24 protein-coding genes are annotated in these 24,685 nt (G+C 74.8%); 14 read left to right on the top strand and 10 right to left on the bottom strand.

Going from position 1 to position 24,685, the window contains the following annotated elements; genetic code table 11:
* Window positions 1-66 precede the first annotated feature (66 nt).
* Window positions 67-462: a DUF3817 domain-containing protein gene (locus tag HDG68_RS12905; protein WP_172152730.1), complete on the top strand. Its 396-nt coding sequence runs from the start codon at window positions 67-69 to the stop codon at window positions 460-462.
* Between the two features lie 2 nt (window positions 463-464).
* Window positions 465-1,730 (top strand): ThiF family adenylyltransferase, encoded by a 1,266-nt coding sequence (locus tag HDG68_RS12900; RefSeq protein ID WP_172152944.1) that lies wholly within the window; start codon window positions 465-467, stop codon window positions 1,728-1,730.
* 10 nt (window positions 1,731-1,740) lie between these two features.
* Here HDG68_RS12900 and HDG68_RS12895 read toward each other — a convergent pair whose 3' ends face one another.
* From HDG68_RS12895 to thiO, 3 genes are read right to left on the bottom strand one after another with little or no spacing between them, the layout of a single operon-like run.
* Window positions 1,741-2,541, bottom strand: coding sequence for a thiazole synthase (locus tag HDG68_RS12895; RefSeq protein ID WP_172152728.1), 801 nt, complete (start codon window positions 2,539-2,541; stop codon window positions 1,741-1,743).
* A 9-nt stretch (window positions 2,542-2,550) separates the two neighbouring features.
* Window positions 2,551-2,799, bottom strand: coding sequence for a sulfur carrier protein ThiS (gene thiS, locus HDG68_RS12890; protein ID WP_172152726.1), 249 nt, complete (start codon window positions 2,797-2,799; stop codon window positions 2,551-2,553).
* Window positions 2,796-4,055, bottom strand: a complete 1,260-nt coding sequence (thiO, locus tag HDG68_RS12885) for a glycine oxidase ThiO (protein WP_343037569.1) — start codon at window positions 4,053-4,055, stop codon at window positions 2,796-2,798. Before thiO ends, thiS begins: the two co-directional genes overlap by 4 nt.
* A 151-nt stretch (window positions 4,056-4,206) precedes the next feature.
* Between thiO and thiE the strand changes: the two genes are divergently transcribed.
* The 6 genes from thiE to HDG68_RS17590 all read left to right on the top strand — a co-directional run bounded on the left by thiE (window position 4,207) and on the right by HDG68_RS17590 (window position 9,465).
* Window positions 4,207-4,854, top strand: coding sequence for a thiamine phosphate synthase (thiE, locus tag HDG68_RS12880; RefSeq protein WP_172152722.1), 648 nt, complete (start codon window positions 4,207-4,209; stop codon window positions 4,852-4,854).
* A gap of 135 nt (window positions 4,855-4,989) precedes the next feature.
* Window positions 4,990-5,637 carry a hypothetical protein gene (locus tag HDG68_RS12875; RefSeq protein WP_172152720.1) on the top strand — a complete coding sequence of 216 codons (648 nt, stop codon included), beginning with the start codon at window positions 4,990-4,992 and terminating at the stop codon, window positions 5,635-5,637.
* A gap of 122 nt (window positions 5,638-5,759) precedes the next feature.
* A complete protein-coding gene (locus tag HDG68_RS12870) occupies window positions 5,760-6,287 on the top strand; it encodes an OmpA family protein (protein WP_172152719.1) in 528 nt (175 codons plus the stop codon).
* A 50-nt stretch (window positions 6,288-6,337) separates the two neighbouring features.
* Window positions 6,338-7,927 carry a glutamine-hydrolyzing GMP synthase gene (guaA, locus tag HDG68_RS12865; RefSeq protein ID WP_172152718.1) on the top strand — a complete coding sequence of 530 codons (1,590 nt, stop codon included), beginning with the start codon at window positions 6,338-6,340 and terminating at the stop codon, window positions 7,925-7,927.
* 31 nt (window positions 7,928-7,958) lie between these two features.
* The gene (locus HDG68_RS12860) at window positions 7,959-8,657 is read left to right on the top strand and encodes a trimeric intracellular cation channel family protein (protein WP_246253928.1); all 699 of its coding nucleotides are present in this window, start codon (window positions 7,959-7,961) and stop codon (window positions 8,655-8,657) included.
* 91 nt (window positions 8,658-8,748) lie between these two features.
* Window positions 8,749-9,465, top strand: coding sequence for a hypothetical protein (locus HDG68_RS17590; RefSeq protein WP_343037568.1), 717 nt, complete (start codon window positions 8,749-8,751; stop codon window positions 9,463-9,465).
* Window positions 9,466-9,539: 74 nt separating this feature from the next.
* Here the strand turns inward: HDG68_RS17590 and HDG68_RS12850 are convergent, their stop codons facing one another.
* The gene (locus HDG68_RS12850; RefSeq protein WP_172152716.1) at window positions 9,540-9,995 is read right to left on the bottom strand and encodes a hypothetical protein; all 456 of its coding nucleotides are present in this window, start codon (window positions 9,993-9,995) and stop codon (window positions 9,540-9,542) included.
* The gene (locus tag HDG68_RS12845) at window positions 9,992-11,464 is read right to left on the bottom strand and encodes a PspC domain-containing protein (RefSeq protein WP_172152715.1); all 1,473 of its coding nucleotides are present in this window, start codon (window positions 11,462-11,464) and stop codon (window positions 9,992-9,994) included. Before HDG68_RS12845 ends, HDG68_RS12850 begins: the two co-directional genes overlap by 4 nt.
* 125 nt (window positions 11,465-11,589) lie before the next feature.
* Here HDG68_RS12845 and HDG68_RS12840 point away from each other — a divergent pair, with 125 nt between their 5' ends.
* Window positions 11,590-12,879, top strand: coding sequence for a PspC domain-containing protein (locus HDG68_RS12840; protein WP_172152714.1), 1,290 nt, complete (start codon window positions 11,590-11,592; stop codon window positions 12,877-12,879).
* Window positions 12,880-12,950: 71 nt separating this feature from the next.
* Window positions 12,951-13,565: a LuxR C-terminal-related transcriptional regulator gene (locus tag HDG68_RS12835; protein ID WP_246253918.1), complete on the top strand. Its 615-nt coding sequence runs from the start codon at window positions 12,951-12,953 to the stop codon at window positions 13,563-13,565.
* A 57-nt stretch (window positions 13,566-13,622) separates the two neighbouring features.
* On the opposite strand, the gene HDG68_RS12830 is transcribed toward HDG68_RS12835, so the two are convergent.
* The 4 genes from HDG68_RS12830 to HDG68_RS12815 are packed head-to-tail and all read right to left on the bottom strand — an operon-like array spanning window position 13,623 to window position 18,293.
* Window positions 13,623-14,333 carry a sirohydrochlorin chelatase gene (locus HDG68_RS12830; RefSeq protein WP_172152713.1) on the bottom strand — a complete coding sequence of 237 codons (711 nt, stop codon included), beginning with the start codon at window positions 14,331-14,333 and terminating at the stop codon, window positions 13,623-13,625.
* 56 nt (window positions 14,334-14,389) lie between these two features.
* The gene (gene cobA / locus HDG68_RS12825) at window positions 14,390-15,661 is read right to left on the bottom strand and encodes a uroporphyrinogen-III C-methyltransferase (protein WP_172152712.1); all 1,272 of its coding nucleotides are present in this window, start codon (window positions 15,659-15,661) and stop codon (window positions 14,390-14,392) included.
* A gap of 23 nt (window positions 15,662-15,684) precedes the next feature.
* Entirely contained in the window at window positions 15,685-16,569 is an 885-nt protein-coding gene (locus HDG68_RS12820; protein WP_343037567.1) for a phosphoadenylyl-sulfate reductase, read from the bottom strand.
* Window positions 16,566-18,293 (bottom strand): nitrite/sulfite reductase, encoded by a 1,728-nt coding sequence (locus HDG68_RS12815; RefSeq protein ID WP_172152711.1) that lies wholly within the window; start codon window positions 18,291-18,293, stop codon window positions 16,566-16,568. Before HDG68_RS12815 ends, HDG68_RS12820 begins: the two co-directional genes overlap by 4 nt.
* 372 nt (window positions 18,294-18,665) lie before the next feature.
* Between HDG68_RS12815 and HDG68_RS12810 the strand changes: the two genes are divergently transcribed.
* The 3 genes from HDG68_RS12810 to HDG68_RS12800 all read left to right on the top strand — a co-directional run bounded on the left by HDG68_RS12810 (window position 18,666) and on the right by HDG68_RS12800 (window position 20,121).
* Window positions 18,666-19,037, top strand: coding sequence for a hypothetical protein (locus HDG68_RS12810; protein ID WP_172152709.1), 372 nt, complete (start codon window positions 18,666-18,668; stop codon window positions 19,035-19,037).
* Window positions 19,038-19,092: 55 nt separating this feature from the next.
* Entirely contained in the window at window positions 19,093-19,575 is a 483-nt protein-coding gene (locus HDG68_RS12805) for a DUF456 family protein (RefSeq protein ID WP_172152707.1), read from the top strand.
* Window positions 19,576-19,659: 84 nt separating this feature from the next.
* Window positions 19,660-20,121, top strand: coding sequence for a GNAT family N-acetyltransferase (locus HDG68_RS12800; RefSeq protein ID WP_172152705.1), 462 nt, complete (start codon window positions 19,660-19,662; stop codon window positions 20,119-20,121).
* Here the strand turns inward: HDG68_RS12800 and HDG68_RS12795 are convergent.
* Entirely contained in the window at window positions 20,092-21,762 is a 1,671-nt protein-coding gene (locus HDG68_RS12795) for a TIGR00341 family protein (protein WP_172152703.1), read from the bottom strand. The two genes, HDG68_RS12800 and HDG68_RS12795, sit on opposite strands and share 30 nt — an antisense overlap.
* Window positions 21,763-21,836: 74 nt before the next feature.
* Between HDG68_RS12795 and pcrA the strand changes: the two genes are divergently transcribed.
* Window positions 21,837-24,527, top strand: a complete 2,691-nt coding sequence (pcrA, locus tag HDG68_RS12790) for a DNA helicase PcrA (RefSeq protein WP_172152701.1) — start codon at window positions 21,837-21,839, stop codon at window positions 24,525-24,527.
* Window positions 24,528-24,685 lie beyond the last annotated feature (158 nt).

Genomic DNA, 24,685 nt, shown 5'->3' with positions numbered 1-24,685 from the left:
GAGGGTCCAGCCTAAGCGGCCGGACGGGCGTCGTTCACCGCATTTTCGCGCCCTATCCTGGAGGGCGTGAGCAGCCAGCAGAACACCCCCACCGCCACCGCCGAGCAGGCGGCCACCGCGATCCGCAAGGCACGCGGGGCGCTGACCCGGTACCGCGTGATGGCCCTGATCACCGGCGTGATGCTGCTGGTGCTGTGCGTCGAGATGTTCTTCAAGTATGTCGTCCCCGTGGACGCCGTGATCGACTACATGGGGTGGGTCCCCTTCGCCCACGGCTGGATCTACGTGGTCTACCTGGTCACCGTCCTGGACCTGTGGGCGAAGATGCGCTGGGGCTTCGGGCGCCTGGCCACCATGGTGTTCGCCGGCGTGGTGCCGGTGATGTCCTTCGTCCTGGAGAAGAAGGTGCACGCGGAGGCCGACGCGAAGCTGGCGGCCCTGGCGGAGCGCTACGGGGCGTGACGGTGCACGACGGCGGCACGGGAGCGGACGCAGCGGCGGGCGCGGACGACGAGCGGCTCGCCCCCCTCGTCGAGCCGGGCCGGGACCTGACGGGTGCCGAGGCCGACCGGTACGCCCGGCACCTGGCGCTGCCCGGGCTGGGCCCCGAGGGTCAGCGACGGCTGGCCGCCGCCCGCGTGCTGGTGGTCGGTGCCGGCGGGCTCGGCAGCCCGGCGCTGCTCTACCTGGCGGCGGCCGGGGTGGGGACGATCGGGATCGTCGACGACGACGCCGTGGACGTCACGAACCTGCAGCGTCAGGTCGCCCACGGCGAGGCCGACGTGGGCCGTCCCAAGACGACGTCGGCGCGCGCCACGATCGCGGACCTCAACCCCCACGTCGAGGTGGTGGAGCACCGGGTGCGGCTCGACCCGGACAACGTGCTGGACGTGCTGCGCGGCTACGACGTGGTGCTGGACGGCGCCGACAACTTCCCGACCCGGTACCTGGTCTCCGACGCCGCCGAGATCCTGGGGCTGCCGGTCGTGTGGGGCTCGATCGACCGGTTCGACGGCCAGGTCGCCGTCTTCTGGGGCGCCCCGCGGTTCCGCACGGCCGACGGCATCACGGTGCGCCGGGGCGCCACGTACCGGGACGTGTTCCCCGAGCCGCCCCCGCCCGGCGTCGTCCCGGACTGCGCGACCGGGGGTGTGCTGGGCGCGATGTGCGGCACGGTGGGCTCGGTGATGGCGACCGAGGCGGTCAAGCTGGTCACCGGCGTCGGACGGTCGCTGCTCGGGCGGCTCGCCGTCTACGACGCCCTGGCGCCCGACTGGCGCGAGCTCTCGGTCCGCCCGGACCCCGGCCGCGAACCCGTCACCGGGCTGCTGGCCGGGCACGACGCGTACGCGGCCTTCTGCGGGCTCGCGCCCGCCGCCCCCGCTGCCGGGTCCGTCGGCGGGCCGGGGGACGACCCGGAGGTCACCGCCGCCGAGGCGCGTGCCCTCCTCGGGGCGGACGCTGTGCTCGTCGACGTGCGTGAGGAGTGGGAGGCGCAGGTCCGGCCCGTCGCGGGCGCCCGCCGGGTCTCCAGCGCCGCGTTCCTGGGCAGCGTCGACGGCGGCCCGGACGACGCCGCCCGGGCCGCGCTGGCCGACCTGCCCACCGACCGGACGGTGCTGCTCGTCTGCGCGGCCGGTCCCCGCTCGACCCGCGTGGCCGAGGTCGCCCGGGCGGCCGGAATCGACGCACGCTCCGTCGTCGGCGGCGTCCCCGCGCTGCTCGGCTGACGGCCCGCTCCTAGAGCGACAGGTCGAGGCGCCCGCCCGTCGGTGAGCTCGCCAGCGCACCCTCGCGGCGGGGGATCCGGCCCGCACCGGCCGCCAGCCGGCCCGCCTCGACCCCGAGCCGCATCGCGTGCGCCATGCGGACGGGGTCCTCGGCGCGTGTCACGGCCGTGGCCAGCAGGACGCCGGCGCAGCCGAGCTCCATCGCGAGCGCGGCGTCCGAGGCCGTGCCGACCCCGGCGTCGAGGATCACCGGGACCCGGGCCTCGGCGCTGATCGCCTCGATGTTGCGGGGGTTGAGGATCCCCAGCCCCGACCCGATCGGTGCGCCGAGGGGCATGACGGCGGCGCAGCCCACGTCCTGCAGGCGGCGCGCCAGGATGGGGTCGTCGTTGGTGTAGGGCAGGACGACGAAGCCGTCCCGGACCAGCTCGTCGGCGGCCTCGACCAGGCCGACGGGGTCGGGCAGCAGGGTGACGTCGTCGGCGATCACCTCGAGCTTGATCCAGCTCGTCCCGCAGGCCTCCCGGGCGAGCTGCGCCGTCAGGACCGCCTCTCGCACCGAGAAGCATCCGGCCGTGTTCGGCAGCGCACGGATGCCGAGCCGGTCGAGCAGCCCCCAGATGCCGGCGTCGCGGCCGGCCTCCCCGCCGGCGCGCGGGGCGACACGACGCATCGCGACGGTGGTCAGCTCGGTGCCCGAGGCGATCAGCGCCTCCTCGAGCGTCAGCAGGTTGTGCGCGCCGCCGGTGCCCATCACCAGGCGGGAGCCGAGCGCGGTGCCGGCGACGGTCAGCGGGTCGGTGGTGCTCATCGTTCCTCCTCAGCCGCCCTGCACGGCCGTGACGACCTCGACCCGGTCGCCGGGACGCACCACGGTCGCGCCCCAGGCGCCGCGGGGCACCACGGCGTCGTCGATCGCGACCGCGACACCGCGAGGCACGCCGTCGGCGACGTGCCGGGGCAGGACGTGGGCGACGACGTCGGACACCGCGGTGCCGGCCGTCGTGCCGAGGTCGTAGGGCTCGCCGTTGACGACGGCGGTCGTGCCGGTCGGGGTGCTCGTGCTCATCCGTGTGCTCCGTCGGGGGTGCGGGGGTCCTGGACCGGGGGGACGAACCGCCGCGGGTCCGTGGCGTGCAGCGCCGCCAGCGTCGCGCCCGGGTCCGCGGCCGCCGACTCGACGTCGAACCAGGTGCCCGTGAGCCCGGCGACGACGAGGTCGGCGGTCAGCGGTGCCAGGAGCACGCCGTTGCGGTGGTGGCCGGTCGCCAGGTGCAGGCCGGGCACGGCGGTGGCGCCCACGAGGGGCAGGTTGTCGGGGGTGGCCGGTCGGGCGCGGGGGGTGACCTCGACGAGCGCCGCCTCGTCCAGCGACGGCACGAGCGCGCGGGCGTCCCGCAGCAGGGCGAAGACCCCGCCCGCGGTGGCGAGCCGGTCGTCCGGGTTCTCCTCGGAGGTGGCTCCGACGACGAGCTCGCTGGTGCCGGCCCACGGGCCGTCCTCGGCGGGCGGACGGGACACGACGTACACCGGGCGACCCTGCACCAGACCGCGGATCACGTGCTGCGGCGCCAGCTCGGGCGCCGTCTGCAGCCGCAGGGTCTGCCCCTTGACGGGGCGGGTCGGGACGGCGACATCCCGTACGCCGGCCAGCAGGGCTCCCGACGCCCAGCCGGCGGCGACCACGACGGCACCGGCGGCGTGGACGTGCTCGGCGTCGTCGACCACTCCGGTCACCCGGCCGCCGGCGTCCTGCTCCAGGTGGACCGCGGAGCGGGCGACGAGCGCGCCGCGCGGGTCCGACGTCACCGCACGCACGAGCGCCCGATGGGCCGCCCGCGGGTCGACGGCGTGGTCGCCGGGGACCCAGGCCGCACCGGAGATGCGGGGGCCCAGCAGGGGTTCCTCGCGCCGTGCCTCGGCGACCGTGAGCTCGCGGGAGGTGACGCCGTGGCGGGTGTGCAGGCCGAGCACCCGCCGCAGCATCGCCGCGTCGTCGGGGTCGTGCGCGACGGTCAGCGTCCCCGACGCGTGCAGACCGACCCCGACCCCGGTGGCGCCCTCCAGGTCGGCGGCGAACGACAACCAGTGCGCGGCACCGGCGAGGTGCAGGTGCAGGGCGGCGTCCTCGGCGAACTCGGCCTCGGTGGCGGGCGCCAGCATGCCCGCGGCGGCGTGGGTGGAACCGTCCCCGGGCTCCGGGTCCAGGACGGTGACGCTCAGGCCGGCGACGAGGGCGCGCCAGGCCACGGCGAGACCGATGATCCCGCCGCCGACGACGACGAGGTCGCGGCCGCCGTCGGGCGGTGTGGTGGCAGCGTCCACCGATGCTCCCTTCGCTGGCATGATCCAGATCAGGTCGACGGTCGGCGGCCATCGCCCTCTCAGCCCCTGCGGGCTCCCGTGCCCGGCCCACCTTACTCGGCCCCGGGACCCGCACAGCACCCGGACCGGGCCGCGCTCCTACACTGCCCGGGTGAACTCCGACGCCGCCCGCCGCCGCCTGGCCGACGCCCGCCTCTACCTGTGCACCGACGCCCGCGAGCAGCGCGGCGACCTCGAGGAGTTCCTGCACGCGGCGCTGCGCGGCGGGGTGGACGTGGTCCAGCTGCGGGACAAGACCCTCGACGTCGCGCGCGAGCTCGAGCTGCAGGACCTGGTCGCCCGTGTCGCGGCCGAGCACGGCGCCCTGTGGGCGGTGAACGACCGGGCCGACGTCGCCCGGCTCACGGGCGCCCCGGCGGTGCACATGGGTCAGGGCGACCTGCCGGTGCCCGCCGTGCGGACGCTGCTCGGACCCGAACCGGTGCTGGGACGCTCGACGCACTCGGCCGAGCAGGCCGCGACCGCGGACGCCGACGACGCCGTCGACTACTTCTGCGTGGGGCCCCTCTGGACCACCCCGACCAAACCCGGGCGCCCCGCGGTCGGGCTCGACCTGCTGCGACAGGTCGCCGCCTCGGACCCGCGCACCCCGTGGTTCGCGATCGGCGGCATCGACGTCGAGCGGCTGGAGGCCGTGCTCGACGCCGGAGCGCGGCGAGTCGTCGTCGTCCGCGCGATCACGCAGGCGCCCGACCCGGAGCGTGCCGCACGGCAGCTGCGGGACCGGCTCGAGCCCTGAGAGCTGCTACCGTCGCCGCCCCCGTGCGACGGATCGGCGCGAGCGACGGGTCCTCCTGCTGAGACGCTCTCCGCCCCTGGCGGGCCACCGTGGCAGAGTGAGCGCGATCCGCTCGCCGAGACCCCAGGAGCCGTCATGTCCGTCCGCTGTCGCGTCGCCGGCGTCGCGGTGGGTGCCGCGTTGCTCCTCGCCGGGTGCACCGGTGACGAGCCCGAGACCGACGACCCGACCGGGTCGCCCGCCGCCGAGGCCACCGAGGGCGCCGAGGGTGGCGCGGCCGCACCGTCCGACCCGGGCGAGGCGCAGGTGGTCGGGACCGACGTCGTGATGGCCGAGCAGACGATCGACACCCCGGGAGGACAGCCCGGGCAGGTCACGACCACGTTGAGGTCGGTCGAGGTGGCCGACGACGTGATGACCGTCCGCTGGTCGCTGCGATGGGACGACGGCGATGCCGCGGCCGACGCCTCGATCGTCCTCGCGGACACGGGGATCCAGCCGATCACCACCGTGACCGACCAGGAAAACCTCCGGGTCTACCGGCCGTACTGCGCCGAGGGTGCGTGGCAGGGCGGCGTGGCCGAGCTCGCCCGGTGCCGGGCGTCGGTCCTCGTGTCGCCGTCGAACGGTTCCGCCACCTTCCCCAACCACGGGACGGTCGAGTCGTGGGCGATGCTGCCGGCGCCGGAAGGACGTCCCGAGACGGTGGCCGTCACGCCGATGGAGGGCCTGCCTCTGTTCACCGACGCCACCGTCACGTACGCCGACGGCGGCGAGCAGTGAGGGCAGGCGCGGCTCTCGTCCTCGGCGTCTTCGTCCTCGGTGGCGGTCCGGCCGTGAGCACGACGGCGGACCCTACCGAGCCTTCGCACGCACCGACCGTCCTCCGCCCGGATCCGGCACTGATGAGCGACGTGGAGGCCCGGCTGGCCGATGACCGCGAACGCGCCGCCGGATTCCGACCGACCGCCGAGGAGGCCGCGGACGCCACCTTCGTGCTCGACGCCGCCGACGCCACCTTCGTGCTCGACACCGTCGACGCCACCACGACGCTGGAGCGGACCGAGGAGGTCGAGGACGACACGGTCGTCACGCTCACCGCGGACCTGCTTTTCGAGTTCGGGTCGGCAGACCTGACCGACAGGGCCCGTGACGCCGTCGCCGAGCTGGCCGACGACGTCCCCCAGGGCGTGGCCGTCCGGGTGGACGGCCACACGGATGCGGTCGGCTCGGACGCCGACAACCGGCGTCTGTCCGAGCAGCGTGCGCAGGCCGTCGCCGACGTGCTCGCCGACGCCCGGGACGACCTGGACCTGCAGGTCACCGGCCACGGCGAGTCGGACCCGGTGGCCGACAACAGGGTGGGTGGCGAGGACAACCCGTCCGGTCGCGCGCAGAACCGGCGGGTCGAGGTGACCTACCCGACGTCCTGACCCGCGGACACGGGCCCGGCGTCGTGTCGGCGGGCCCCTATCCTGGGACGGTGACGTCTCCCGCCGCCGTTCCCGGTCCCACGCCCCGTCCCGTCCTCGTGGTGGACTTCGGCGCCCAGTACGCCCAGCTCATCGCACGCCGCGTGCGTGAGGCGAACGTCTACTCCGAGATCGTCCCGCACACGTGGACGCCGGAGCAGATGCTCGCCCGCGACCCGGCAGCGATCATCCTCTCCGGCGGTCCGTCGTCCGTGTACGCCACGGGTGCGCCATTCGTCGACGCCGCCCTGTTCGACGCCGGCGTGCCCGTGCTGGGCATCTGCTACGGCTTCCAGGCGATGGCGCAGGCCCTGGGCGGGAAGGTCGCCCAGACCGGCGTGCGCGAGTACGGCGGCACCGAGGTCGAGGTGTGCTCGGCAGGGGCGCTGCTCGCCGGCACCCCGGCGACCCAGACCACCTGGATGAGCCACGGCGACTCCGTGCACGCGGCGCCCGAGGGCTTCGAGGTGCTGGCCACGTCCTCCGGTTCGCCGGTCGCCGCGTTCGAGGACCGCGAGCGCCGCCTCTTCGGCGTCCAGTGGCACCCGGAGGTCAAGCACTCGGCGCACGGGCAGACGGTGCTGGAGCACTTCCTCTACGACGGTGCCGGCCTGGCCGCGGACTGGACCCCGGACAACGTCATCGCCGACCAGGTCGCCGCGATCCGCGCGCAGGTGGGTGACGCCCGGGTGGTCTGCGGGCTGTCGGGCGGCGTGGACTCCTCGGTCGCGGCGGCGCTGGTGCAGCGCGCGGTGGGGGACCAGCTCACGTGCGTGTTCGTGGACCACGGGCTGCTGCGCGAGGGCGAGGTGGAGCAGGTCGAGCGGGACTTCGTCGCCGCGACGGGCGTCAACCTGGTGGTGCGCGACGAGCGCAAGCGGTTCCTGAACGCCCTGGAGGGCCACTCCGACCCGGAGACGAAGCGCAAGATCATCGGCCGGGAGTTCATCCGGGTGTTCGAGGACGCGGCGCGCGACGTCGTCGCCGACGCCGGCGAGCACGGTGAGCAGGTGAAGTTCCTGGTCCAGGGCACGTTGTACCCGGACGTGGTCGAGTCCGGCGGCGGTGAGGGTGCGGCCAACATCAAGAGCCACCACAACGTCGGGGGCCTGCCGGACGACCTGAAGTTCGAGCTCGTCGAGCCGCTGCGCACCCTGTTCAAGGACGAGGTGCGGGCCGTGGGCCGCGAGCTGGGCGTGCCCGAGCCGATCGTGGCCCGCCAGCCGTTCCCGGGGCCGGGGCTCGGCATCCGGATCATCGGTGAGGTCACGGCCGAGCGGCTGGAGATCCTGCGGCGCGCCGACGCGATCGCCCGCGAGGAGCTGACCCGGGCCGGTCTGGACGCCGAGATCTGGCAGTGCCCGGTGGTGCTGCTGGCGGACGTGCGCTCGGTGGGCGTCCAGGGCGACGGCCGCACCTACGGGCACCCGATCGTGCTGCGGCCCGTCTCCAGCGAGGACGCCATGACGGCGGACTGGACGCGGATGCCGTACGACGTGCTCTCGGCGATCTCGACGCGCATCACCAACGAGGTCAGCGAGGTGAACCGGGTGGTCCTCGACGTGACGAGCAAGCCGCCGGGCACCATCGAGTGGGAGTGAGCCGGGAGGCTGTCGGGGTGGTGACGTGACGATGCTGTCGGCCGTGCTGGCCGCGGGCGACACCGTCAGCACCACGCTGGGCGTGGTGCAGACCGTGCTGGAGTACCTCGGCACCGTGGCCTTCGCCGTCTCGGGCGCTTTCGCGGCCGGTCGCAAGCAGATGGACCTGGTCGGGGTGGTCGTGCTCGGCAGCGCGGTGGCCGTGGGTGGCGGCACCGTGCGGGACCTGCTCCTGGGCGAGCTGCCGGTGTTCTGGGTGACGGAGCCGACGTTCCTGCTGGTCGGGGCGGCCACGGCTCTCGCCGTCGTGCCGTTGGCGCGCACCCGGACCCTGGACCTGCTGCAGCGTCTGCGCATCATCGAGGTCTCCGACGCGGCCGGCATGGCGCTGTTCGTGGTGATCGGGACCAACGTCGCGATCGACTCGGGTGCCGACGGGGTGTCCGCCGCGGTGGTCGGCGTCGTGGCCGGCGTGGGCGGCGGCGTCATCCGTGACGTGCTGGCCAACCGGCTGCCCGAGGTGCTCAGCAACGCCCAGTTCTACGCCACGGCGGCGCTCGTGGGCGCCGCCGCCTACCTCGGGCTACTGCAGCCGGACGTGCCGGCCGAGGTCGCCTTCTGGGTGCCGATCGTGATCATCCTCGCGATCCGACTCCTGGCGCTGCGGCTCGGGTGGGGGATGCCGACGTTCACGGTGCCGGACGGCCGGGAGCCCCGGAACCGGTCGTGACCTGAGCATTCGCCGTGCATCGGGCCGCCGGCGAGGCTACCTTGACAGTGATGTATCTCATACGTGAGCACCACTGACGGAAGGCACAGCCATGTCGAGCACAGTCACCGTCCGGCCCGCCAAGGGAGCAGGCGGGATCGGGATGTTCTCCATCATCGTCGGCATCGTCCTCATCGTGGCCGGTGCCGTGGTCTGGGTGGTCGTCTCCCAGACCCTGGCCGACGAGCAGATCACCGTGTCCGAGGACGCGAGCTTCCTGGCCGGTGACGAGGTGGACGGGCCGTTCTCCGCGTACGCGCAGGCGGAGGTCATCAACGAGCACGCTCTCGAGGCCTCCGGCGGCATGACGTACGCCGAGCTCGACCAGGAGGACCCGACCCGGGCGACCGTGATGAACGCGTCGTTCCTGCGGGCCTCGCTGTTCACCTCGGTGGTGGCGTTCGGCGTCTGCGCCCTGGTGATCGGGCTGGGGCTGATGTTCCTGCTCATCGGCATCGCGTTGCGCAAGCTCGCCGGCGGCCCGTCGGTCGCCGTCGACACCCCGCACGCGGCCGCCCCCGCCGGGTCCGCGGGCCACACCACGACCGGTGAGGCGCCGGTGCGGCAGCCGGCGGGCGCCCACACGGCGGACCGTCCCGCGGCAACGCCGCCCGCGGCCGCGCCGTCGCCGGGCCGGTCCACCGGGACCCCCACGACCGGCGGGACCACCGCCGGGACGACGTCGGCCGAGGCCACCGGTCCGGGCAGCGAGACGACGCAGCACCCGACGCACCGGGCCGACGAGCGGCCGGACGACACCCGTCCCTGACCCGGGTACGACGACGGCCGGCACCCCCGCACGGGGTGCCGGCCGTCGTCGTGCGACCTGCCGCGGGCAGCGGGTCAGGTGCGTCCGCGTCGCCGGACGGCACCCACGACGGAGGCGACGACCAGCAGGGCACCGGCCGCCGCGAGCAGCACGATCGCGGTGAGCTGGCCGTCGATGCCGAGACCGGCGGTCCGGGCGAGCAGGCCGAGACCCACGACGAGCACGACCAGTCCCCAGACGATCGTGCTGGCGCGTGGTCCGGTCCGGACCAGCGGGGCGACGGCGGCCGCGCCGGCAGCCGGGTCGGTGCCCGGCCGGGCACCGCCGTCCGGTGCGGTGTCCGGTTCGGGCACCGACGGGTCGCGGTCGACCGCGGACGTGTCGACGACGGGGTCGGTCCCGGCCGGGGTGCCGGTCGCCGGCTCGTCGTCGCCCGCGGGCGTCCGACCGAGCTCCTGCGTGGGGGGCACGGCGTCCGCGGCCGTGCTGTCCGAGCTCTCCTCGCCCCAGGGGCGCTGCTGGTCGTTCATCGTTCCTCCTGGATGACGAGGCGGCCGGCGCGGCTGTCGACGTCGAGCCGCAGCACCGCGCCGCCGAGCTCGTCGACCTCGTCGGTGGTGTAGGTGGCCGGGCCGCCGGTGAAGCCGTCGACCCGCAGGTGCTCGTCGTCGACGAACCACTCGAAGGTGCCGGCGTTCACGTCGACGACGGCCTCGACGGCGGTGTCCTCGGGGATCGTGACGACGGCGTTGCCCGCGGTGGCGTCGACGGGCACGACGACCGGGTTCCCGGGCGGCACGTCGTCCAGGTCGAGCTCGGTCAGGTCCACGCGGGAGTCGCCGAACTGGAGCCGGTAGCCGGCCTCGGCGGCCTCGGTCGAGCGCGGGGCGACCTCGCCGGAGCCCAGGACGGTCCCGGCCTGGGTGGTGATCTGCGCCCGGTCGTCCCAGGACCAGCCGTCGAACGGCCAGTCGTCGTCCCGGTCGGCGAACGGCCAGGTCACGGCCACGGCGACGATCCCGAGCCACGCCAGGGCGGTCAGCCAGCCGCCGCGCAGGCCGCGCAGGCCCGTCACGACGATCGCCGCGCCGAGCACCGCGACGGCGATCGCGAGCCAGAGCGGCCACAGCGGCCAGGCCAGACCGCCCGCCACGTCGGCGGCCAGCAGGCCGGCGCCGAGCAGCAGCACGATCCCGAGCACGACACCGACCGTCCCGCCGCCGGCGGCGCGCCGCGGCCGCGGTCCCGGCGGGGGCGGCGGCGCATACCCGCCCGTGGGTGCGGTGTGCGCCGTGGGGGCCGCGGGTCCGGGGGACGACGGCGTCGCGCCGGGCGTCGTCGTCGGTGCGGGGGCGTAGTGCACGCGGGGCGCCGGGGTGAATCCCTCGGCGGCGTGGGTGGCCGGGTCCCAGCCCGTCGACGGGTCGGACGTGTGCTCGACCGTCGGCGCCGCCGTCGGTGCCGCGCCCGGTGCTCCGGGAGCGGGGCCGGGGCGCGCGTCGCTCCGGCGGGAGCGGACCAGCTTGACGATCAGCCACACGACGGCGACCCAGAACGCGATCCAGAACAGCGCGGCGACCCACTCGGCGGGTCCGCCCCACCAGGGCCAGAACCCGCCGCCTCCGACCAGCCCGAGGAGGACGGCGAGGCCGGCGCCGACGATCGCGACGTCGAACGTGCCCCGGACGGTCTCCTGCAGGTGGATGCGACCGTCGGAGCGTTCCGGCAGCAGCGCCCAGGCGATGCCGTACAGCACCAGGCCCGCACCGGCGACGAAGACACTGAGGATCAGCAGTCCGCGCACCAGCAGGGGGTCGAGGCCGAACCGGTCGGCCACGCCGGCGGCGACGCCGCCGATCCAGCGGTCGTCGGACCGGGTGACGCCGATACGGCGCACCGAGTCGAAGAAGCCGTCGCCGGCCGGGGGCGGGGGCGGCGCGTCGCCGGCCGCCCCCGCGGGGTGGGTCCCCTGCGGGGGAGGGGTGTCGTTCGTGGTCATGCCACCATCCTGGTCGTCGCCCGGTCCGCGGGGTATCGGGTGGTCCCCTGAGATGCACCCTGAAACCGGGGGTGCCGGCCCCTCAGGTCGGCGCGGCAGCGCCCCTGACGTGCCACGATCAGGGGGTGAGCCCGTCCCCGCCCTTCCGCCTGCCGCTGCGCCGCCCCCGCCGGGGCCGGTGGTTGGGCGGGGTCTGTGCCGGCCTGGCGGCCCACCTGGGCGTGCCGGTCGCGGTGGTGCGCGCGGCGATCGTGGTGCTGACGTTCCTCGGCGGCACCGGGGCGGTCCTCTACGTGTTCTGGTGGGTGACGATCCCGGCCGGGGACCCCCACGACACCGCCGCCGAGACCCGGCCCGCCGCCGTCGCGCGGCTCGCACCCCGGTTGCGGCGCAGCGGCGCCGTGCAGGACCTCTCGCGGCGCGACGTCGGGATCGGGCTCGCGCTGCTGGTCGGCGCGGCGCTCCTGGTCGCGGTCCGGGCCGGCTGGGACCTGCCCTCGACATGGCTGCCGCTGCTCATCGTCGCCGGTGGCGCGGCGCTGGCGTGGAGCCAGCTCGACGCCGTGCAGCGGGCCCGGGCGTCGGGGGAGCCGACGTCCCGCTCGGGGATGCTGCTCCGGCTCGCCGGGGGGCTGGTGCTGGTCACCGCGGGCGTGCTGCTGCTGTTCGTCCAGGGCACGCCCCCTGCCGAGCTGCTGACCGTCATCCTGGCCTCGCTGGCGGTGCTCGTGGGCGTGGCGCTCGTGCTGGCGCCCTGGTGGTTGCGGCTGGTGCGCGAGCTGGGCGACGAGCGGGCCGCGCGGGCGCGCGAGGCCGAGCGCGCCGACATCGCCGCCCACCTGCACGACTCGGTGCTGCAGACCCTGTCCCTGATCCGGGCGCGCGCCGGGGACGCCGCGGAGGTGACCCGCATGGCCCGTGCCCAGGAGCGCGAGCTGCGCGAGTGGCTCTACGACGACCGCCCTGCGGCGGGCACGTCCCTGGCCGCCGAGCTGCGCACCCTCGTCGGGGAGGTGGAGGACGGCCGCGCGGTCGAGATCGAGCACGTCGTCGTCGGCGACTGCCCGCCGACCGAGGCGACCACCGCGCTGCTGCAGGCGACCCGTGAGGCGCTCGTGAACGCCGTCGTGCACGGGGCGCCGCCGGTGACCGTCTACCTGGAGGTGACGGACACCGTCGAGGTGTTCGTCCGCGACCGGGGCGACGGGTTCGACCCGGAGACGATCGCCCCCGACCGGTTCGGGGTGCGCGAGTCCATCCTCGGTCGGGTCCGACGGCGCGGCGGCACCGCCGAGGTCGTCAGCCGGCCGGGGTGGGGCACCGAGGTGCGCCTGTGCGTCCCGATGACCGCAGCAACCAGCGCGTCGCCGGCCTCGGCCGGGTCCGCGCCCGAGACCGAAGGAGCCCGACCGTGACCGAGAGCCCCGCGCCGGAGAACCCTGTCGTGCCGGTTCCTGTGCCCGTCGTCCTGGTCGACGACCACCACATGTTCCGCACCGGCGTGCGTGCCAGCCTCGACGCGCGGGTGCGCGTCGTCGGGGAGGCCGCCGACGTCGAGGAGGCGGTCGCCGTGGTGCACGCCGAGCGCCCGCCGGTGGTGCTGCTCGACGTGCACCTGCCCGGCGGCAACGGGGGCGGCGGCGCCGAGGTGGTGCGCCGCTGCGCCGACCTGAACGGCACCACGCGGTTCCTCGCGCTGTCCGTGTCCGACGCCGCGGAGGACGTCGTGGCGGTGATCCGGGCCGGCGCCCGCGGTTACGTCACCAAGAACATCTCGGCGTCCGACCTGTCCGGTGCCGTGGTGCGCGTCGCCGGAGGGGACGCGGTGTTCTCGCCGCGGCTGGCCGGGTTCGTGCTCGACGCGTTCGGCACCGCCGCGGGCGACGTGGCCGTGGCCGACGACGAGCTCGACCGACTCTCGAAGCGCGAGCAGGAGGTCATGCGGCTCATCGCCCGCGGCTACACCTACCGCGAGGTCGCGAGCGACCTGTTCATCTCCGTCAAGACGGTCGAGACCCACGTGTCCGCCGTGCTGCGCAAGCTGCAGCTCTCGAACCGCAACGAGCTCACGCGGTGGGCGGCGGCACGGCGGTTGCTGTAGCGGCGGCGCCGTCTCCCGGGTGGCCTATCCCAGGGCGTCGGCGAGTATCGCCGGGCGCTACGGCAGTGCGGCGCGGTAGCGGTCGACCACGATGCCGACCAGCTCGTCCGGGGCCGCGGCGTCGGGCAGCAGCAGGGGAGCGGTGGTCACGTCGCCGCCCGCCTTCTCGGCCAGGGTCTGGAAGTAGCCGGGCGCGATGAGGTAGCTCGCGGTGACGATGCGGGCGCCCGGGTGCTCAAGGCGCACCGAGCCGACGACGTCGCCGAGCTGCGGGGTGGCGTTCGCGATGTAGCCGACACGGACCGGGTGTCCGGTGCGCTCGGCGAGCAGGGCTCCGGTGCGCTCGCAGTCGGCCACCGCCCGCGCGTCCGACGACCCGGCGGCGGCGAGCACGATCACGTCCCCCTCGGCGAGCCCGGCCTCGTGGAGCCGCCGCGTGAGCAGGTCCACGAGGCGGGTGTCGGGACCGAGCGCCCCGCCGAGCCGGACGGCGATCCCGTCGGCGAGCGCGGCGTCGACGTCCTCGCGTAGGTCGACGTGGACGTGGAACCCGGCGGACAGCAGCAGCGGGACCAGCACGGTGGAGGTCTCCCGCAGCTCGTCGAGGCAGGCGGGCACGTCGGGCTGCTGGACGTCCACGAACCCGCCGCGCACCGGCGCCTCGTCGTCGAGCCGTGCGGCGACGGCGTCGACCAGTCCGGCGACGGCGGCCGCCCCGGTGGCGGACGACGTGCCGTGGGAGATGGCGAGCAGGGTCGGTGCGGGCATGCCCTCCACGCTACGCGGCGCGTGGTACGTGCGGGTGTCACCGACGTGTCGGTCTGTCACGGTGTGCTCACAGCGCCGCCCGCGGCGACGTGAGCCGCCCAGGCGGGCGCCAGGCGCACCACGTCGCCGACGACCGTCACGGCCGGCGGGCGGACGCCCGCCGCGGCGGCACGGTCGCCGATGTCGGCCAAGGTGCCGACCGTCGCCCGCTCACGCGGGCCATAGCCGTCCTCGACGACGGCGACCGGGGTGTCGGCGGGTCGACCGGCCGCGACCAGCGCCGCGGCCGTCGCCGCGAGGCGCGTCACGCCCATGAGCAGCACGAGGGTGTGCTGCGGCCCGCCCGGGACGGAGTCCACCGCCTCGTGCGCGGTCAGCACGCTGAATCCCGCCGCGACCCCGCGGTGCGTGACCGGGATGCCGACGGCGGCGGGCACGGAGACGGCGGACGTCACCCCGGGCACCACCTCCACCTCGATGCCCGCGGCGCGGCACGCCGCGAGCTCCTCGCCGCCCCGGCCGAACACGTACGGGTCCCCGCCCTTGAGGCGGACCACGTCCCGGCCGGCGGACGCGTGCTCGACGAGCAGCTCGTTGATGCGCTCCTGCGGCACCGGATGGTTGCCGGCGGTCTTGCCGACGTCGATCACCTCGACGTCGTCGGCGAGCGTGTCGAGCAGCGCGCGGGGGCCGAGCCGGTCCACCACGACGACGTCGGCGCTCGCCAGGAGCCGGCGCCCCCGGCCGGTGACCAGCCCGGTGGCGCCGGGGCCGCCGCCGACGAGCGCGACCCACCCGGGCCGGGTGCCGCCGTCGGCCGCCGGAGCGGTCGGGCGCCCCCGGCGCAGCGGCAGCTCGCCCGCCTCCAGCGCGGCGGCGATCCCGTCGCGCAGGCGCACGGCGCGGCGCGGGTCCCGCCCGGCGTGCACCGCCGTGACGAGCTCACCGCCGGAGCCGTCGGGCGCCGCCGTGCGGGCCACGGCCGGGACCCAGGCGGAGGCTGCCTCGGCGTCCGAGGCGACCACGCAGAACGTCTGCCGCGCCTCGGCGTCGGCGGCCACCGCGCGGTCCACGGCGGGCACCCCCGTCGCGGTGTGCACGAGCCAGGCGCCGTCCAGGTCGCCCGGGGCGTACTCGCGCGCCACGTGCTCGAGGTCGCCCGCGGCCGCCCGGTCGGCGAGCTCGTCGACGACGTCGGGGGCCACCACCCGCACGCGGGCCCCGGCGTCGAGCAGGCCGCCCGCACGCCGGGACGCGACCGGCCCGCCGCCGACCACGACGACGAGCCGGCCGCGCACGCGCAGGCCCAGCGGATACAGGTCACTCATGCTCGGATCCTCGCGCGGACGACTCAGATGTGCAGGCCGCACTCGGACTTGTCCACCCCGGACCAGCGGCCGGCGCGGGCGTCCTCCCCGGCGCTGACGCGGCGGGTGCACGGCTCGCAGCCGATCGACGGGTAGCCGTCGTTGAGCAGCGGGTTGACGGTCAGGCCGTGGCGCAGGGCGTAGCCGACGAGCTCGTCGTCGCTCCAGGCCGCGATCGGGTTGATCTTGACCAGGTTGTTCGACGCGTCCCAGGAGACCAGCTCCGCCTTCGCCCGGGAGCCCGAGTCCGCGCGCCGCACGCCCGTGGCCCACGCCTCGTACCCGGACAGCACCCGACGCATCGGTTCGACCTTGCGCATGCGGCAGCACGCCTCGGGGTCGCGGGCGAACAGGTCCGGCCCGTAGGCCTCGTCCTGCTCGGCCACGGACAGCAGCGGACGCACGTCCACGACCGTCACGTCGAGGGAGTGCGCGACGGCGTCGCGGGTGCCCAGCGTCTCGGCGAAGTGGTAGCCGGTCTCGCCGAACAGCACGTCCACCCACGGCAGCTGCTCGGCGACCAGCGCGGACAGCACCGAGTCGGTCATCGAGGAGGCCACCGCGAGCGAGTCGCCGAACTGCTCGACGGCCCAGGCGATCACCTCGTGCGCCGTCGCCTCGTCCGCCGAGCCCGGGCCGGAACCACCCAGCTCGCGCCGGCCGCGCTCGGCGATCTGCGACAGCTCGGCGTCGGAGCGGCGGCGGCGCTCGCGGCCGTCCACACGGGCGTTGCGGCGCGCGCGGGACATCTCGCGCTCCGCGGCCCGACGGCGGGCCTCGGCGGCCGTGCCGGCCAGCGGGGACGCCCCGGCCGGGGAGGCCACCGACGACGTGGGCCCGACGCCGAGGGAGACGGACACGGCTGTCACTGCAAGGCCTCCTCGTCGGCGCGGTGCGCCCACTCGGCGAACGACTCGTCGTCGGCACGCGCGTCGGAGTAGCGGCGCACGACCCGCTCGACGTAGTCGCCGAGCTCGGTGGCCGGCACCTTCAGGCCGCGCACGGTGCGGCCGAGCCCGCCGGCGTCCTGCCCGCGGCCGGCCAGGCTGCCGCCCAGGTGCACCTGGAAGCCCGGCATCTGCTCGCCGTCGACCGTGATGATCTGCCCCTTGAGGCCGATGTCCGCCGTCTGGATGCGGGCGCACGAGTTGGGGCACCCGTTGACGTTGAGCGAGATCGGGCGGTCGAGCTGCTCGGTCACCTCGCCGAGGCGCTCCTCGAGCTCGCCGATGACGCGGGCGGCGGTGTCCTTGGTGTCCACGATGGCGAGCTTGCAGAACTCGATGCCGGTGCACGCGATCGTGTTGCGGCGGAACAGGCTCGGGCGGGCGGTCAGGCCGAGGGGCTCGAGGCCGTCGACGAGCTCGTCGACGCGGTCGGCGGGCACGCCCAGGATCACCACCTTCTGGTGGGCGGTCAGCCGGGCCGAGCGGGCCCCGACCGACTCGATCAGTTCGGCCAGCCCCGTCAGGGTGCCGCCGCCGACCCTGCCGACGACCGGGGCCGCGCCGACGTAGAAGTCGCCGTCCTTCTGCTCGTGGACGCCCACGTGGTCGCCCGGTCGGGTCGCCGGTGCCGGGGGCGGGCCGTCCGGCAGGGTGTGGCCGAGGTACTCGGACTCGAGAACTTCCCGGAACTTGTCGACGCCCCAGTCCTTGAGCAGGAACTTCAGGCGGGCCTTGTTGCGCAGCCGGCGGTAGCCGTAGTCGCGGAAGATCCGGATGACGCCGTGCCAGACGTCGGGAGCCTGCTCGGCGGTGACGAAGACGCCGAGACGCTCGCCGAGCCGCGGGGCGGTGGACAGGCCGCCGCCGACCCACAGGTCGAAGCCGGCGCCGAGCTCGGGGTGCTCGACCCCGACGAGCGAGATGTCGTTGATCTCGTGCACGACGTCGAGGCTCGGGTGGCCCGAGATGGCCGTCTTGAACTTGCGCGGCAGGTTCGCCAGGGCGGGGTCGCCGATGTAGCGACGCTTGATCTCGTCGATGACGGGCGTGGCGTCGATGATCTCGTCGGAGGCGATCCCGGCGACCGGGCTGCCGAGGAACGCGCGGGGGGAGTCGCCGCAGGCGGTGGTGGTCTCCAGCCCCACGGTGTCGAGGCGGCGCCAGATCTCGGGCATCGCCTCGACCTCGATCCAGTGGTACTGGATGTTCTGGCGGTCGGTGATGTCGGCGGTGCCGCGGCCGAACTCGTCGGAGATCTCCCCGAGGACGCGCAGCGCGGCGGGGGTCAGCTCGGCGCCGTCCGTGCGGACGCGGAGCATGAAGTAGCGGTCCTCGAGCTCGTGCGGCTCGAGCGTGGCGGTGCGGCCGCCGTCGATCCCGGGCTTGCGCTGGGTGTACAGGCCCCACCAGCGGAAACGGCCGTGCAGGTCGTCGTCGGTGATGGAGTCGAAACCCTCGTGGGCGTAGACGTTCTCGATGCGCTCGCGCACCTCGAGCGGCGGGCCCTCCTGCTTGAAGACCTCGTTGTGGTTCAGCGGCGCGTCGCCGTCGATCTTCCACTGGCCGTTCGGCTTGGGTGCGCGGGCGGGGCGGGCCGGACGGGCGGGAGCGTCCTGGGCCGCGGGGGTGGTGGTCTGCGTCGTCATCTGGGGGGAGTTCCTCGGGTCCTCGGGTGCGGGACGCGCGACGACGGGGGCTCAGCGGGGGTGGGCCGAGACCGACGGCGCGCGCCGGTGCTCAGGTCCGCGGGGTGCGGTGGGGGCTGAGGTGGGGCGCGATCAGCGACAGCAGCACTGACAGCTGCACATGCGCATGTGCATCGGGCGTGCGGCCGTGGCACGACGGGTCGTCGTGCGGAGGTGGGGCGCAGCCGTGGTCATGGGGGTGATTCTAACCCGGGCCGATCGCCTCGCGAAACCCCCGGTCCGCATCGTGGGACGAGATGCCACGGGGTGAGACGGCAGTGCTGCCCCGGCGTCGGTTTCTGACAGCGGCGTCATCTCGATAGGCTGACGACCATGGAGTTCCTCTACAACGTCCTCGCCGTGCTGCACTTCGTCGGCTGGGCGATCGTCCTCGGCGGGTACCTCGCCTCCCTGCGCTCCCCGGACCTGTACCGCGGCGTCTTCCACGGCGCGCTGTCGGCGCTGGTCGGCGGTATCGGCATGGTCGGCGTGGCCGAGGCGAGCGGGATGTGGGACGACGGCGGCCCCGACATGGCGAAGATCGGCGTGAAGCTGGCCGTCGCGCTGGTCATCAGCGTCCTGGCGTTCGTCGCCAAGCGCCAGGGCAGCAAGGGCGACAACGGCACCGGCGCCGTCACCCCCGGCCTCAAGCACACGATCGGCGGCCTGACGCTGGTCAACATCGTCGTCGCCGTCTTCTGGTGAACCTCCTCCGCACGCCCCGCCGCACGACCTGCCGCGCCGCGGCCGCGCGCCGCCCGTGAGCGTCCTGGCCGAGGTGCTCGTCGGCCTCGCGATCGCCGTCGGGCTCGTCGGTATCGTCGTCCAGGTCCTGCCGGGCAACGCGCTGGTCCTCGGCGCGATCCTGGTGTGGGCCTGGACGACCGGAGGCGCCACCGCCTGGGTGTGCTTCGCCGTCGCCGCGCTCCTGATCGCCCTGGCCGAGACGGGCAACTGGCTCGTGGCCGGCCGGCACATGCGTCGGGCCGAGGTGCCGTGGTCCACCCTCGCCGTGGGCGGCGTCGCCGGCATCGTGGGCTTCTTCGTGGTGCCTGTCGTGGGGCTGTTCCTGTTCTTCACGCTCGCGGTGCTGGTCGTGGAGTACCTGCGCCGCCGCGACCGCGCGGCGGCCTGGCGGGCCACCGTCGCCGCCCTGCAGGCCACCGCCATCACCATCGGCATCCAGCTCCTCGGCGGGCTGCTCGCCACCGCCACGTGGATCGTCGGGCTCTGGCTGACCTGACGTCGGGCACGGCGGGCGGTCCGCCGGAAGCAGCCACCGGAAGCGTCCGCGGGAATCAGACGCCCGCCGTGTGACGATGTCGGCGTGGAGATCCTGACCCGCCGGCTCGACGAGCTCGCCCCCCGCACCGTGTTCGACCTGTGCCGCCTGCGCCAGGACGTGTTCGTCGTCGAGCAGGACTGCGCCTACCCGGACCTCGACGACCGCGACCTCGAGCCCGGTACCCGGCACGTCGTGCTCGTCGACGACGACGGGGTGGCCGCCACGGCGCGGGTGCTCGACGACGACGACGTCCAGCGCGTCGGGCGCGTGGTCTGCCACCCCCGCGTGCGCGGCACGGGCGCGTCCGGCGACCTGATGCGCGCGGCCCTCGACGCCGCCGCGGCGGCCGACCCGACCGCCGACGTCGTCCTCGGTGCCCAGTCGCCGCTCGTCGACTTCTACGGCCGCTTCGGGTTCGTCCCGGACGGCCCCGAGTACCTCGAGGACGGCATCCCGCACACTCCGATGCGCCGGTCAGCCGAGGTCGATGCGCAGCGACGGTGACGGCGAGGGCGACACCGCGGGCACCTGCTCGACCTGCACGGGCGTGACCGCGACCTCGACGGCGTAGGAGCCGCCGAGCGCGTCGTCCAGGTCCGACTGCAGGTCGGACGTCGAGGGGACGTCGTCGGGGGAGCCCGACAGCTCGACCCGCACGGAGTCGCCCGACACGCTGACGGATCCGAGCTCCAGCGCGGAGTCGTCGGGCAGCCAGTCGTCCACCACGTCCTGCGCGGTGCGCTGCTGGGCCGAGGTGGTCAGCAGGCCGTTCGTCGTCAGCAGCAGCGGCAGCAGGATGAAGAGGGCGGCCGTGACGAACGGCGTGAGGGTGAACAGGATGCGCCGGGCGTCGCGGCGCAGGCTGCGGGGGTCGGCGACCCCCGCGAGGACGAACACGACCGCCGCCGCCAGCACGATCGAGACGAAGTTGGTGGCGAACAGCAGCAGCGCCCCGAACGCGTCCTCCAGGCGGTTGTCGCTCAGCGCGACCCCGACCACCGACAACGGGGGCACGAGGGCGACGGCGATCGCGACGCCACCGAGGGAGGCCGCCACCCGGCGGTCGACCGTCGCGAACGCGCCCGCCGCACCGGCGGCCAGCGCGATGAGCATGTCCAGCAGGGTGGGGTCCACGCGCGAGGTGATCTGGCTGTTCGTGTCGAAGGGCACGACGATCGGCACCCAGGAGGCGAGGACGAACGCGACGCCGACGGCGACCACCGTGCCGCCCAGGATGAGGGCCAGCGACCGGACCGCCCGGTACGCCCAGCCGCTGACCAGCGCCGCCGACAGCCCCAGGATCGGCGTCATCAGGGGTGCGACGAGCATCGCGCCGATGACCACCGCGGTGGAGTCCTGCAGCACCGCGAGGGTGGCGATGCACACGCTGAGCACCAGCATGGTCCACCAGGCGACCTGCTTGGCCGCCATCTCGGGACGCTCGAGGTAGAGCTGGTCGGCGAGCAGGGTGCGACGCTTCGGGCCCACGTCGACGTGCTCGACCCACGACCACAGGATCTCCGTGAACGACGGGTACAGGCCGTCCGGGGCGGGGATCGAGCCCGAGGCGACCCGGTAGCCGTAGGCCAGCGTGATCGTGCCGCCGAAGATGGCCACGGCACCGACCACCGCGGCGATCCAGTCGACGTAGGCGCCGGGCGCCGCGAGGATCAGCACGGAGAACGCCAGCCCGACGCCCCCGCTCGCGAACCGGGGCGCCCGCCGCGACCGGTCGCGGCTGAACACCGCGAGCAGCAGGGTGAGCAGGCTGCGGAACAGCAGGTAGATGCCGCCCAGCAGGATCGTCGCGGCCAGCGCCGCGCGGGCCGAGAGCAGGAAGACCAGCGCCAGGGCGACCGACGCCAGGCCGCGCACCGCCGCCGTGACGCGACCCGAGGTGCGCACGTGCCGGCGTCGGGCGGTGGTCCACAGGTCGTTGACGCCGGAGGCCAGCAGGCCGACACCGACCACGGTCTCCGTGAGCCCGTGCGACAGGGCCGGCACCAGCACCAGCACCAGGCCGACCGCGAGCGCGACGGCGCCGCCGAGCGTGGAGGGGTTGACCAGCCGCGCGGGGTGGGCGAGCAGCTCACGCGCGGACGCCGGGCGGGCTGCGGGACCCGCGGCGGGCTCGGTGCGACTCATGGCCAGACGATATCCGGCCACGTCACCACCGGCGCGCCGTCGGTGTCGGCGCCAGCGCCTAGGCTTGGTCCGCCATGACTTCGCTCTTCGACAGCCTGTCCCTGCCCGGCCTCGACCCCGCCCCGGCGGGCGACACGGCGCGCCTGCCGACCACGGCGCCGCGGTGGGACGACGACGGCGCGCCGGACTGGGTGCCGCGGCGTGCGGTCGGCCGGGAGGCCGCGCCCGACGACGGCCGGGACGAGGCCGCGGACGCGCTGCTGGAGGGGCTCAACGCGCCGCAGCGGGACGCCGTCGTGCACGCGGGGTCCCCGCTGCTCATCGTGGCCGGCGCCGGGTCGGGCAAGACGCGGGTGCTCACCCACCGGATCGCCCACCTGCTCGCCACCCGGCGGGCGCGGCCGGGCCAGATCCTGGCGATCACCTTCACCAACAAGGCCGCGGCCGAGATGCGCGAGAGGGTCGAGCAGCTCGTCGGCCCGGCCGCCCAGCGCATGTGGGTCTCCACGTTCCACTCCGCGTGCGTGCGCATCCTGCGGCGCGAGGCCAAGACCCTCGGCCTGCGGTCCAGCTTCTCGATCTACGACGCCGCGGACTCCCAGCGCCTCATCACGCTGGTGTGCCGCGAGCTGGACCTGGACACCAAGAAGTACCCGGCGCGGTCCCTGGCCCACAAGATCAGCGACCTGAAGAACGAGCTGATCGACCCCGACGCCTACGCGCAGTCCTCCGGCGCGGACGCCACCGAGGAGGGCTGGCGGGAGCGCGCGCTGGCCGGTGGTGGCATCGCCGACCCGTCCGTGCCGGCGTTCGACACGGTGCTGGCCGACGTCTACCGGCGCTACCAGGCGCGCCTCGCCCAGGCGAACGCCCTGGACTTCGACGACATCATCATGACCACCGTCAACCTGCTGCAGGCGTTCCCGAACGTCGCCGAGCACTACCGCCGCCGGTTCCGGCACGTGCTGGTCGACGAGTACCAGGACACCAACCATGCGCAGTACGTCCTGGTGCGCGAGCTCGTCGGCGTCCCGGCGAGGAGTGAGCTCGCGAGCCCCGCAGTCCGGGCGCCAGAGGGATCCGCGCCGGGTGACGTGGCCCTCGACCCGGCCGAGCTGACCGTCGTCGGCGACGCCGACCAGTCCATCTATGCGTTCCGCGGCGCCACCATCCGCAACATCGTCGAGTTCGAGCAGGACTACCCGGACGCGACGACGATCCTGCTGGAGCAGAACTACCGCTCCACCCAGAGCATCCTGTCGGCGGCCAACGCGGTCATCGCGCGCAACCCCGAGCGGCGGCCCAAGCGGTTGTGGACCGACGCGGGCGCCGGCGCGCAGATCGTCGGCTACGTGGCCGACGACGAGCACCACGAGGCCCGGTTCGTCGCCGAGGAGGTCGACCGTCTCGGCGACACGGCTGGAGTCCGGCCGGGCGACGTCGCGATCTTCTACCGCACCAACGCCCAGTCCCGGGCGCTCGAGGAGGTGCTGATCCGCGTGGGGCTGCCGTACAAGGTGGTCGGCGGCACCCGCTTCTACGAGCGCAAGGAGATCAAGGACGCCGTCGCCTACCTGCGCGCGCTGGCCAACCCGGACGACGACGTCTCCCAGCGCCGGGTGCTCAACGTGCCCAAGCGCGGGCTGGGCGACAAGGCCGAGTCGCTCGTGGCCGGTTTCGCCGACGGCGAGCGGATCTCCTTCGGGGCCGCGCTGCAGCGGATCGACGAGATCCCGGGCATGACGACGCGCACCCTCAAGCCGTTGCGCACCTTCGCCGCGATGATGTCCGAGCTGCAGGCGATGGTCGACGACGGCGCCACCCCGGCCGAGATCCTCGGCGCGGTGCTCGACCGCACCGGCTACCTCGCCGAGCTGCGCGCCAGCGACGACCCGCAGGACGCCACGCGGGTCGAGAACCTCGCCGAGCTGCACGCCGTGGCCGCCGAGTTCACCGAGGCCGACCCCGAGGGCGACCTGGCGGACTTCCTGGAGCGGGTGTCCCTGGTGGCGGACGCCGACCAGATCCCCGACGAGGACGTCGCCGACGGCGGCGCGGAGCACGAGCACGAGGACGAGCCCGCCGAGGACCCGGGCGTCATCACGCTGATGACGCTGCACACCGCCAAGGGCCTCGAGTTCCCCGTCGTGTTCCTCACCGGCATGGAGGACGGCACGTTCCCGCACACGCGTTCGCTGCACGACGACGCCGAGCTCGCCGAGGAGCGTCGGCTCGCCTACGTGGGGATCACCCGGGCGCGCGAACGGCTGTACCTGTCGCGGGCCGGCACCCGGTCGGCGTTCGGGATGGCCAACGAGTTCCCGCCGTCGCGGTTTCTCGACGAGATCCCCGCCGAGCTCCTCGACTGGCGCCGCCTCGAGTCCTCGACGCAGACGCTGCGGCGCGGCGGGTCGGCCTGGGGAGCGTACGGCGGGCCGCGGGCCGGCCGGGGCGGCTCGGGGGGCTCGTCGTGGGCCGAGCGCCGTGGCGCCGCGGGTGAGCGGCGCGGCACCGGGGGCCGTGCGGCCACGCGGGCGCCGTCGTCGGGCGGAAGCACGGGAGCGACCTTCGGGTCGGCCACCCCGCGCCAGGACACCGACATCCCGTCGCTGGCGGTCGGGGACAAGGTCACCCACGACGCCTACGGGATGGGCACGGTGATCGGTGTGGAGGGCGCCGGGCACAACGCGGTGGCGAAGATCGACTTCGGCGCGGACGGCACCAAGCGCCTGCTGCTGCGGTTCAGCCCCGTCACCAAGCTCTGACCCCTGTGGAATCCGTCACGTCCAGCGGGCAGAATGCCCCTGGGCGTAGGTGCCGCGGAGCGCGCGCACTACTCTGGAACGCGGATGTCTTGACGTCGAGACATCCCTCCGGCCGGCCTCTGCCGACCCAGGGGCACAACCGATGGAAGGACGCAGCA

It is taken from the genome of Isoptericola chiayiensis, from assembly GCF_013149805.1.
GTDB lineage: Bacteria > Actinomycetota > Actinomycetes > Actinomycetales > Cellulomonadaceae > Isoptericola > Isoptericola chiayiensis.
This window is presented reverse-complemented; position numbering and strand designations above follow the sequence as displayed.

What these genes read in the sequence shown, in the direction of transcription:
- HDG68_RS12895 (WP_172152728.1), bottom strand. Translation starts at nt 2,541, where the DNA reads ATGAGCACCACCGACCCGCTGACCGTCGCCGGCACCGCGCTCGGCTCC.
- thiS (WP_172152726.1), bottom strand. Translation starts at nt 2,799, where the DNA reads ATGAGCACGAGCACCCCGACCGGCACGACCGCCGTCGTCAACGGCGAG.
- HDG68_RS12875 (WP_172152720.1), top strand. Translation starts at nt 4,990, where the DNA reads ATGTCCGTCCGCTGTCGCGTCGCCGGCGTCGCGGTGGGTGCCGCGTTG.
- HDG68_RS12870 (WP_172152719.1), top strand. Translation starts at nt 5,760, where the DNA reads ATGAGCGACGTGGAGGCCCGGCTGGCCGATGACCGCGAACGCGCCGCC.
- HDG68_RS12860 (WP_246253928.1), top strand. Translation starts at nt 7,959, where the DNA reads ATGCTGTCGGCCGTGCTGGCCGCGGGCGACACCGTCAGCACCACGCTG.
- HDG68_RS17590 (WP_343037568.1), top strand. Translation starts at nt 8,749, where the DNA reads ATGTCGAGCACAGTCACCGTCCGGCCCGCCAAGGGAGCAGGCGGGATC.
- HDG68_RS12850 (WP_172152716.1), bottom strand. Translation starts at nt 9,995, where the DNA reads ATGAACGACCAGCAGCGCCCCTGGGGCGAGGAGAGCTCGGACAGCACG.
- HDG68_RS12845 (WP_172152715.1), bottom strand. Translation starts at nt 11,464, where the DNA reads ATGACCACGAACGACACCCCTCCCCCGCAGGGGACCCACCCCGCGGGG.
- HDG68_RS12835 (WP_246253918.1), top strand. Translation starts at nt 12,951, where the DNA reads ATGTTCCGCACCGGCGTGCGTGCCAGCCTCGACGCGCGGGTGCGCGTC.
- HDG68_RS12830 (WP_172152713.1), bottom strand. Translation starts at nt 14,333, where the DNA reads ATGCCCGCACCGACCCTGCTCGCCATCTCCCACGGCACGTCGTCCGCC.
- cobA (WP_172152712.1), bottom strand. Translation starts at nt 15,661, where the DNA reads ATGAGTGACCTGTATCCGCTGGGCCTGCGCGTGCGCGGCCGGCTCGTC.
- HDG68_RS12815 (WP_172152711.1), bottom strand. Translation starts at nt 18,293, where the DNA reads ATGACGACGCAGACCACCACCCCCGCGGCCCAGGACGCTCCCGCCCGT.
- HDG68_RS12810 (WP_172152709.1), top strand. Translation starts at nt 18,666, where the DNA reads ATGGAGTTCCTCTACAACGTCCTCGCCGTGCTGCACTTCGTCGGCTGG.
- HDG68_RS12795 (WP_172152703.1), bottom strand. Translation starts at nt 21,762, where the DNA reads ATGAGTCGCACCGAGCCCGCCGCGGGTCCCGCAGCCCGCCCGGCGTCC.
- pcrA (WP_172152701.1), top strand. Translation starts at nt 21,837, where the DNA reads ATGACTTCGCTCTTCGACAGCCTGTCCCTGCCCGGCCTCGACCCCGCC.